Source organism: Rhodococcus jostii NBRC 16295 (genome assembly GCF_001894825.1).
In the GTDB taxonomy this organism is placed as follows: domain Bacteria; phylum Actinomycetota; class Actinomycetes; order Mycobacteriales; family Mycobacteriaceae; genus Rhodococcus_F; species Rhodococcus_F jostii.
In genome coordinates this window covers 1-9,495 of sequence record NZ_BCWY01000012.1, presented here as the reverse complement: position 1 = coordinate 9,495, position 9,495 = coordinate 1, and the positions used below count along the sequence as shown (strand labels likewise).

Genomic DNA, 9,495 nt, shown 5'->3' with positions numbered 1-9,495 from the left:
GGCCGTGCTGCTCGGTGACCGCGTCGCCGTGCTCGGCCGGGCCGGTGCGCCGCTGCGCGCGCTCGTCGACATCCCACACCCGCGGGACCGCGACCACCTCGACCACCCCGACACCCGTGCCGCGCGCGCAGACGTCCTCGCCGCGCTGAATCACACTCCGGAGAACTGATGGACATCCCCGACCTCGCCGACACCGTCCGTCTCGACTGCGACGTCCTCGTCATCGGCGGCGGCACCGCCGGCACGATGGCGGCACTGACCGCCGCCGAGAACGGCGCGAACGTGCTCCTCCTCGAGAAGGCGCACGTGCGCCATTCGGGGGCGCTCGCCATGGGAATGGACGGGGTCAACAACGCCGTCATCCCCGGCAAGGCCGAACCCGAGGACTACGTCGCCGAGATCACCCGAGCCAACGACGGAATCGTCAACCAGCGCACCGTGTACCAGACGGCGACCCGCGGTTTCGCGATGGTGCAGCGGCTCGAGAAATACGGCGTGAAGTTCGAGAAGGACGAGTACGGCGAGTACGCGGTCCGGCGCGTCCACCGGTCCGGTTCGTACGTGCTGCCCATGCCCGAGGGCAAGGACGTGAAGAAGGCGCTGTACCGGGTGCTGCGGCAGCGGAAGATGCGCGAGAAGATCCGGATCGAGAACCGCCTGATGCCCGTCCGTGTCCTGACGGAGAACGGCCGGGCCGTCGGCGCCGCCGCGCTGAACACCCGGACCGGCGAGTTCGTCGCGGTCGGTGCGAAAGCGGTGATCCTCGCGACCGGCCCGTGCGGGCGGCTCGGGCTCCCGGCGTCGGGGTACCTGTACGGCACGTACGAGAACCCGACCAACGCCGGAGACGGATACTCGATGGCCTACCACGCCGGAGCCGAACTGAGCGGCATCGAATGCTTCCAGATCAACCCGCTGATCAAGGACTACAACGGCCCGGCCTGCGCGTATGTCGCGAACCCGTTCGGCGGCTACCAGGTGAACGCCGAGGGGGAGCGGTTCGTCGACTCCGACTACTGGTCGGGGCAGATGATGAGCGAGGTCAAGAGCGAGATCGAATCCGCCCGCGGCCCCATCTATCTCAAGGTCAGCCACCTCCCGGAGGAAACCCTGGGCACCCTCGAATCGATCCTGCACACCACCGAACGCCCCACCCGCGGCACGTTCCACGCGAACCGCGGCCACGACTACCGCAGCCACGACATCGAGATGCACATCTCCGAGATCGGGTTGTGCAGTGGACATTCCGCGTCCGGGGTGTGGGTGGACGAGCACGGCGCGACCACCGTCCCAGGGTTGTACGCCGCCGGCGATCTCGCCTGCGTCCCGCACAACTACATGATCGGCGCGTTCGTCTACGGCGACCTCGCCGGGTCGCACGCCACCGGCACCCTGCCGGGCGTCGAGGCGCCGACCGACCTGCCGGCGGAGCAACTGGCCGCCGCGCACGAGCTGATCTACCGCCCGCTGCGCAACCCGGACGGCCCGCCCCAGCCACAGGTCGAATACAAGTTGCGCCGCTTCGTCAACGACTATGTCGCACCGCCGAAGACGGCGGCCAAGCTGTCGATCGCGGTGGAGACGTTCGAACGGATGGCGGGGGAGATCGCGGAGATGGGCGCCGTCACCCCGCACGAGCTGATGCGCTGCGCGGAGGTCACGTTCATCCGCGACTGCGCCGAGATGGCGTCCCGCAGCTCGCTCACCCGGACCGAGAGCCGCTGGGGGCTCTACCACGAACGCGCGGACCTCCCGGAGCAGCGGGACGACGAATGGGGGTACCACCTGAATCTGCGCCGCGGTGAGGACGGGGACATGGAATTCCTCAAGCGGCCCGTGGAACCGTACTTCGTGCCGGTCCCCGGACTCGACACCCTTCCGCCGCTGGACCGGACGGTCGTTCCCGTCGCTCAGCCCCCGCTCGTCGGGGGTCGCGCGCCGGTGGAGGAACGCTCACGCATCGCGGCGCCGGTCCGGCACGAGCCGTCGTCACCGGCCATCGTCGCGGTCCTCGCACTCGACGCGCCGAGCGTCGGCGAACTCGCACCGTACCTGGACGACGACGACCCGCAGGTCCGGGTGACGGCGCTGTCCGTGCTGACGGAAGGCACGCCGGACGGTTTCGGGGAAGCGTTGATCGCGGCGCTCGGCGACCACGACGTCGCGGTGCGCCGCGCCGCGGCAGACGGACTGCGCGAACTCGTCGAGGTGCTGCCCTCCGCCGACGGATTGGCCGGCCACCTGGGATCCGGCGACGCCATGGTCCGGGCCGCCGTGGTCGACGTATTGCGGGCGCTGCACGCCGGTTCGGCGGAGCAGTTCCTCACCGCGCTGTCCGACGGCGACCATCACGTCCGGATCGAGGCGGTGCGGGCGCTGGTGTCGCTGGACCGGTGGGAGTCGGTGGCGGCGGGAGCCCAGGACGAGAATCGGGAGGTCCGGATCACCGTCGCACACGGATTGGCCACCATCGGGCTCGGCGGCGTCGACGCCGTCCGAACGCTGGCTGGTGATCGCGATCCGCTGGTGCGGGCAGCCGCGCTCACCGCGTTCGCGGGTCTGGGCTGCCGCGGCGACGACGTCGCCGTCGCGGTGGCGGGCCTGCGGGAGTCGGCATGGCAGATCCGGCAGGGCGCCGCGCGGGGGCTGGCCGGGGCGGAACCCGACGTCGCGGTACCCGCACTGACGCAGGCCTTGACGGACGCGCACCTCGATGTGCGCAAGGCCGCGGTTCTCGCGCTCGGCCGGTGGACCGGCGACCGCGCCGCCGTGGACGCGCTCACCGTGGCCCTGGGCGACACGGACGCCGACGTGCGGGCCTACGCACGTCAGGCACTGGCGGCCGCCGACCACGTCCCCGTCCCCTGAGCAGGTGAGTGGCAATGTGTGCCCCGGCACACATTGCCACTCACCTCCGGGTCAGACGCTCGCGACGCCCGGTGCCAGGAACCGCTTGCCGTTGACGGCCTCGGACGTGCCGGTGCGGTCGAGGTACGGCGTGATGCCGCCGTTCCAGAAGCCGAACCCGCCGCCCAGGATCAGGCAGAGGTCGATGTCCTCGGCCGCCGCGACAACACCCTCGTCGAGCATGATCTGGATCTCTTCGGCGAACGCGCGACGCGTGCGCTCGAGAACCTCCTCGGACGTGGACGCCTTGTCGCCCTGCTTCCACAGTTCCGCGACCTCGGGGTCGACGACCTGCTTGCCGTCGGCGCCGTAACTCCACACCGCCGGCTTCTTGGCCTCGACCAGCGCCTCGAGACCGGGGGAGTTGTGGAACCGCTCGGGGTACGCCTCGGCGAGGGTCTCGCCGGTGTGCAGCGCGACCGCCGGCCCGACGAGCGCGAGCAGCGTGAACGGCGTCATCGGCATGCCGAGTTCTGCGATGGCGTTGTCGGCCACCTCGAACGGCGTGCCCTCGTCGACCGCGTTCATGACCTCACCGAGGGTGCGGATCAGGAGCCGGTTGAAGACGAAGCCGGGCAGGTCGGCGGAACCGACAGCCGACTTCTTGAGCGCCTTGGCGGTGGCGAATGCCGTTGCCAGAGTGGCATCGTCGGTCTTCTCGCCCTTGATGACCTCGAGCAGGGGCAGCACGGCGACCGGATTGAAGAAGTGGAAGCCGACCACACGCTCGGGGTGCTCCAGATCCGCGGCCATCTTGGTGATGGACAGGGACGACGTGTTGGTCGCCAGGATCGTCTCGGGGGCGATGTGCTCCTCGAGTTCCGCGAAGATCTTCTTCTTCAGATCGAGGTTCTCGAACACGGCCTCGATCACGAAATCGGTGTTCGCGAACGCGGCCTTGTCCAGCGATCCGGACACGAGACCCTTGAGGCGGTTCGCCGCGTCGGGCGACAGCCTGCCCTTGCCCTGCAGCTTGTCGATCTCGCCGTGGACGTAGCCGACGCCCTTGTCGATCCGCTCCTGGTCGATGTCGGTGAGGATGACAGGCACCTTGAGCTGGCGGACGAACAGCATCGCGAGCTGGCTCGCCATCAGACCGGCACCGACGATGCCGACGCCGGTGACCTTGCGGGCGAGGGACTTGTCGGGGGCGCCGGCGGGACGCTTGGCGCGCTTGTTCACCAGGTCGAACGCGTACAGACCCGCGCGGAGCTCGTCGGCGAGCAGCAGGTCGGCGAGCGCCTCGTCCTCGGCGGCGAAGCCCTTGTCGAGCGACGCGGGATCGGTGAGATCGGTGGTCCGGGCCAGCTCGAGGAGTTCGACGGCCTTGACCGGTCCGGGCGCGTTGTTCTTGGTCTTGCCCTCGACGATCGCCTTGGCGCGGGCGATCGCGTCGTCCCAGCCCTGTCCGCGGTCGATCTCGGGGCGCGCCGGGGTGATCTTCCCGGCCAGGACCTGTGCGGCCCAGGCGAACGACTGCTCGAGGAAGTCGGCGGAGCCGAACACCGCGTCGACGACGCCGAGTTCGAGTGCCTTCTTCGGGTTGAGCGTCTTGTTCTGGTTCATCGCGTTCTCGAGGACGACGGTGACGGCGTTCGAGGGGCCGATGAGGTTGGGCAGCAACTGCGTTCCGCCCCAGCCCGGAACCAGACCGAGGAACGTCTCGGGCAGACCCAGTGCGCCCGCGGTCTCGGAGGCGGTGCGGTAGTGGCTGTGCAGCGCGACCTCGAGCCCGCCGCCGAGAGCGACGCCGTTGACGAACGCGAATGTCGGGACGGACGATTCGCGCAGCCGGCGGAACACCTTGTGCCCGAGTCGGCCGAGTTCGAGTGCCTGGTCGCGGTTCGTGATGCTGGGAACACCCTTGAGGTCCGCGCCGGCGGCGAAGATGAAGGGTTTGCCGGTGATCGCGATCGCGACGGGATGGGCTGCGAACGCCTCGTCGAGGGCGGCGTCGAGGGCCTTCAGGCCGCCCGGGCCGAACGACGACGGCTTGGTGTGGTCGAAACCGTTGTCGAGGGTGATCAGCGCGACCGGGCCCTCGATACCCGGTACCGCGACGATCTTGGTGTACGCGTTGGTCACGACCTCGTCGGCGAATGCCGTTGCAATGTCGGTCATCTACTTGGCTCCATCGAAGTTCGGGTTCTCCCAGATCACGGTGCCGCCCATGCCCAGACCGATGCACATCGTGGTCAGGCCGTAACGGACGTCGGGGCGCTGGGCGAACTGGCGGGACAGCTGGGTCATCAGGCGGACACCGGAGGACGCGAGGGGGTGGCCACACGCGATGGCGCCGCCCCACTGGTTGACGCGCGGATCGTCGTCGGCGATGCCGTAGTGCTCGAGGAACGCGAGTACCTGGACTGCGAAGGCCTCGTTGATCTCGAACAGGCCGATGTCCTCGATCTTCAGACCGGTACGGGCCAGCAGTTTCTCGGTGGCCGGGACCGGGCCGATGCCCATGACGGCGGGGTCGACGCCTTGGAACGCGAAGCCGACCATCCGCATGCCGACCGGCAGCCCCAGTTCGGTGGCGGTGTCCTCGCCGGCGAGGAGTGCGGCGGTGGCGCCGTCGTTCAGACCGGCCGCGTTGCCGGCGGTGATCCGGCCCGCGGGACGGAACGGCGTCTTCAGCTTGCCGAGGTCTTCGAGCGTGGTGCCCGGACGGGGCGGCTCGTCCTCGGTGGCCAGGCCCCAGCCGGCCGCGGACCGGGTGGCGACGGGCACGAGGGTGTCGGCGATGAAGCCGGCCTTGCGGGCTGCCTCGTACTTGTTCTGGCTCGCGACGGCGTAGGCGTCGGTGCGGTCCTTGGTGATGCTCGGGAACCGGTCGTGGAGGTTCTCGGCTGTGTTGCCCATCACGAGCGCACTCGGGTCGACCAAACGGTCGGCGAGGAACCGCGGGTTCAGGTCTGCGCCCTCGCCCATCGGGTGACGGCCCATGTGCTCGACGCCGCCGGCGATCGCCACGTCGTACTGGCCGAAGCCGATACCCGACGCGGTGGTCGTGACGGACGTCATGGCACCGGCGCACATGCGGTCGATGGCGAAGCCGGGGACGGTTTCGGGGAGCCCGGCCAGGATCGCGGACGTGCGGCCGATGGTGAGGCCCTGGTCGCCGGTCTGCGTGGTCGCGGCGATGGCGACCTCGTCGATGCGCGCGGGGTCGAGCTGCGGGTTGCGGCGCAGCAGCTCACGGATGGTTTTGACGACGAGGTCGTCTGCACGGGTCTCCGCGTAGATGCCCTTGGGGCCGGCCTTGCCGAACGGAGTGCGGATGCCGTCGACGAACACGACGTTGCGTTGAGTTGTGGTGGATGGAGCCACGCGAATTCCTCCTGATGGAGCAGTTTGGTTCCGGATCACGGCCAGGCGTCCGGCCTCCGGACCAGCGTACCCCTACCGTTACTCGCGGGTAACTTAATGGGTACCTCATCGGGAATTCGCGTGCTCGTCCACGCGTCGGTGCAGGAATTCAGTCTTCGCCGGAGCTCTTCCGCTCCGCCGATCTCAGTGCCGTGACCAGGACCGGCACGGTCAGCTGCCGCTGCCACGGGCGGGCTCCGCCCGCGTCCAGCACCCGGTCGATCGCCCCCTCGGCGTCGCCGTCCCCGGGCGTCGCCCAGTCCCAGCACAATCTCCGCACCAGTTCGGGCGTCACCAGGTTCTCGACCGGGACCGACACGTCCTCACCGAGGGCGGCCAGCGCGGCGCGGGCCGCGGTCAGCCGCTCGGCCGCGTCGGGATCGTGCCGCGCCCACCGGCTCGCGGGCGGCGGTCCCGTGAACGGCGGGGTCTTCGGCGGCAGCTCGGAATCCGGCTGTGCCCGCGCGTCCTCGAGGGCCTGCAGCCAGATGCGGGAATGCCGTCGCTGACGGGGGCCTCCGAACACGGGCAGCGCCCGGAGCGCGTCGATGCTCCGCGGGTCCTTCGTCGCCGCGTCGATGATCGCCGAATCCGGAAGAACCCGGCTGGGGGAGACGTCGCGTCTGCGGGCGAGGTCCTCCCGCGCCTGCCACAGGGCGCGGACGGCGGCGAGCTGCCGCTGCGTCTTCAGCGACGTGATGTGGGACGTCCGACGCCAGCGGTCCGGCTTGGGCTTCGGCGGCCCGGCGAGCCGGATGTGCTCGAATTCCTGTGCGGCCCACTCGCTCTTGCCCTGCTCGTCGAGTTCCGCGGCCATCACGTTCCGCAGCTCGACGAGGACCTCGACGTCGAGGGCCGCATAGTTCAGCCAGGAGTCGGGCAGCGGCCGCTTGGACCAGTCCGCGGCGCCGTGACCCTTCCGGAGTTCGAAGCCCAGCGTCCGCTCGACGATCGCGGCGAGCCCGACCCGTTCGAACCCGGCGAGGCGGCCCGCGAGTTCGGTGTCGAACAGCGTCGCCGGCGCGAGACCCAGTTCCGCGAGCCCAGGAAGATCCTGGTCGGCGGAGTGCAGGATCCACTCCAGTGGGTTGATCACCTCCGCCAGCGGGGCGAGATCCGCGGCGGTGGGGATGGGGTCGAGGAGAACCGTCCCCGCACCTTCCCGTCGCAGCTGGACGAGATACGCCCGCGCCGAGTAGCGGAAGCCGGACGCGCGTTCGGCGTCGACGGCCAGCGGCCCGTTGCCCTCGCCGAGCGCGGCGGCGGCCTTCGCGACACCCTCCGCGGTGGTCACCACTTGGGGCACGCCGTCCCGCGGTGCGAGCAGGGGTACTACCTGCCGTGCGGGCTCTTCGGCGGGGACGGGTGACGAGGCGTCGTCGGTGACTTCGGACATGACAGCTGACTCTACGTCGCTTCGGGATTCCCGCAGCGCACCGGCGGGTTCACGACCGCGCCGCCGCGGCCTCGACGAGCTCGTCCAGAGCCTCGGGGAAGGCGTCGACGAGGTCCCACAGGTGGGGTGCGAGCTCCGGGCAGCTCATCAGGCCCACGTCGAGCTGACCGTTCAGCGACATCACCGTCACGTTGAGCCCGGCGCCGTGGAAGATCGGGCCGAGTGGATACATCGCGGTGATCAGGGCGCCGAGGAAATACAGCGGAACGGACGGTCCGGGAACGTTGGAGATCACCAAATTGTGGACCACCGGATGCCGTTCCGCCAGGCCGAGGGTCGAGTAGAGGCGCATCGCGGTGCCGAACACGGCCTGGCCCGCGAACTGGGACCAGTCCTGCAGCAGGCTCGCGCCGAGAGTCTCGTTGTGTTCCTTGGACGTCGAGTTGTGCTCGCCGATGGCGAGCAGGCGTTCGGCGGGGTCCTCGATGTGGGTGCCGAGCTGAGTGAACATCCCGGACACCTGGTTGGTGCCGGGCCGGTCGGATTTCCCGTGGACGGAGACAGGGACGATGGCGACCAGCGACTTGTCGGGTAGCTCCCGGCGGTGCTGCAGGTACTTCCGCAGGGCCCCCGAGCACAGCGCCAGGACGACGTCGTTGACCTTGACGTCGAACGCGTTCTTGACGGTTTTGACCTTCTCGAGGTCGAGCTGGGTGAACGCGAGATTGCGGTGACTGGTCAACGTGCCGTTCAGGGAGGTGCGCGGCGCCGTGAACGGCGCGGGCATCGCCTCGCCGCGGCGGGCCCGGCCGACCCAGCGGGGCAGCAGCGTCAGGCTCTGCGGGACGATGCGCAGCAGCTTCGCGGGCCGGGACGCGACCGCGAGCAGCCCGCCCACGGCGATGTCGAGTGTGCTCGCCTGTCCCGCGCTCTCGGCGGACTCGTCGCGACCCGGGCGGGGTGCGTCGGCTTCGAGGCCGCACAGCTGGGCCATCATGTTCGCGCCGGTGATGCCGTCGACCCCGGCGTGGTGCATCTTCGACATCACGGCCGCGGAACCGTCCGCGAGACCCTCGATCACCCACATCTCCCACAGAGGCCGGGCGCGGTCGAGCGGGATGCCGGCGATGTCACCGCACAGCTCGGCCAGCTCGTCGCGGCCGCCGGGGGCGGGGAGGGCGACCCGGTGGCAGTGCCGGTCGATGTCGAAGTCGGTGTCCTCCACCCACACCGGATGGTCGAGGTTGAACCGGGAGTCCTGCAGCTTGCGCCGGAACGCCGGAATCGCCTCGGTGCGAGCGCCGAGTTCGGCCTTGAGTCCGGCGAACGTGTAGCCGCCCGGAACCGTCGAGATGTCGAGAAGGATGACCCCGCAGACGTGGAGGAGTTGGGTCGACGTTTCGAGGTAGAGGAAGGACGCGTCGAGACCGCTGAGTCGCTGCATGATCAAATACTAGAACACGTTCTAGAAGGTGGTCCAACGAATCCCTGAACTGTGAGGTCGACGCGATGAACGCGCGAACCGTAGGCGTTGCCTGCCGTTCTCGATCCGACGCGCTGCCGCCGGGGTCGCCGACCGGTCGATTAGAACATGTTCTACGCTCGGGTGTATGACCCGAGGCTTCGTTCTCCGGCAGGCGGTCGGCGCCGCACTCGCCGCCAACGCCCTGCGCCCCCTGCCCGGTGCACCCACGTCGGTGGTCGCCTTCTTCTCGGGGTGGCTCACGACCGAACTCGCGCCGCACCTGCTCGCCGTGACCGCGGCCGATGCCGCCCAGCACGCCGCCCGCCACGGAACGCGCACGCGAAGCGACCGCGTCGGG

The 9,495-nt window shown here is 69.7% G+C and carries 5 protein-coding genes and 2 pseudogenes; 3 read left to right on the top strand and 4 right to left on the bottom strand.

Annotated features, from left to right (window positions below):
* Positions 1-169: pseudogene (locus RJ1_RS47600) on the top strand (ABC transporter ATP-binding protein); the annotation flags it as partial.
* Entirely contained in the window at positions 169-2,868 is a 2,700-nt protein-coding gene (locus RJ1_RS10660) for a fumarate reductase/succinate dehydrogenase flavoprotein subunit (protein ID WP_073359903.1), read from the top strand. The pseudogene RJ1_RS47600 and the gene RJ1_RS10660, both read left to right, overlap by 1 nt.
* A 51-nt stretch (positions 2,869-2,919) precedes the next feature.
* On the opposite strand, the gene RJ1_RS10655 is transcribed toward RJ1_RS10660, so the two are convergent.
* The 4 genes from RJ1_RS10655 to RJ1_RS10640 form a co-directional block, all read right to left on the bottom strand.
* Entirely contained in the window at positions 2,920-5,028 is a 2,109-nt protein-coding gene (locus RJ1_RS10655) for a 3-hydroxyacyl-CoA dehydrogenase NAD-binding domain-containing protein (protein WP_073359902.1), read from the bottom strand.
* Positions 5,029-6,237, bottom strand: a complete 1,209-nt coding sequence (locus tag RJ1_RS10650) for a thiolase family protein (RefSeq protein WP_073359901.1) — start codon at positions 6,235-6,237, stop codon at positions 5,029-5,031.
* Positions 6,238-6,385: 148 nt separating this feature from the next.
* The gene (locus tag RJ1_RS10645; protein WP_073359900.1) at positions 6,386-7,672 is read right to left on the bottom strand and encodes a ribonuclease D; all 1,287 of its coding nucleotides are present in this window, start codon (positions 7,670-7,672) and stop codon (positions 6,386-6,388) included.
* Between the two features lie 49 nt (positions 7,673-7,721).
* Positions 7,722-9,116 carry a WS/DGAT/MGAT family O-acyltransferase gene (locus tag RJ1_RS10640; protein ID WP_073359899.1) on the bottom strand — a complete coding sequence of 465 codons (1,395 nt, stop codon included), beginning with the start codon at positions 9,114-9,116 and terminating at the stop codon, positions 7,722-7,724.
* Between the two features lie 166 nt (positions 9,117-9,282).
* Between RJ1_RS10640 and RJ1_RS10635 the strand changes: the two are divergent.
* Positions 9,283-9,495 (top strand): annotated as a pseudogene (locus tag RJ1_RS10635) (alpha/beta hydrolase); the annotation flags it as partial.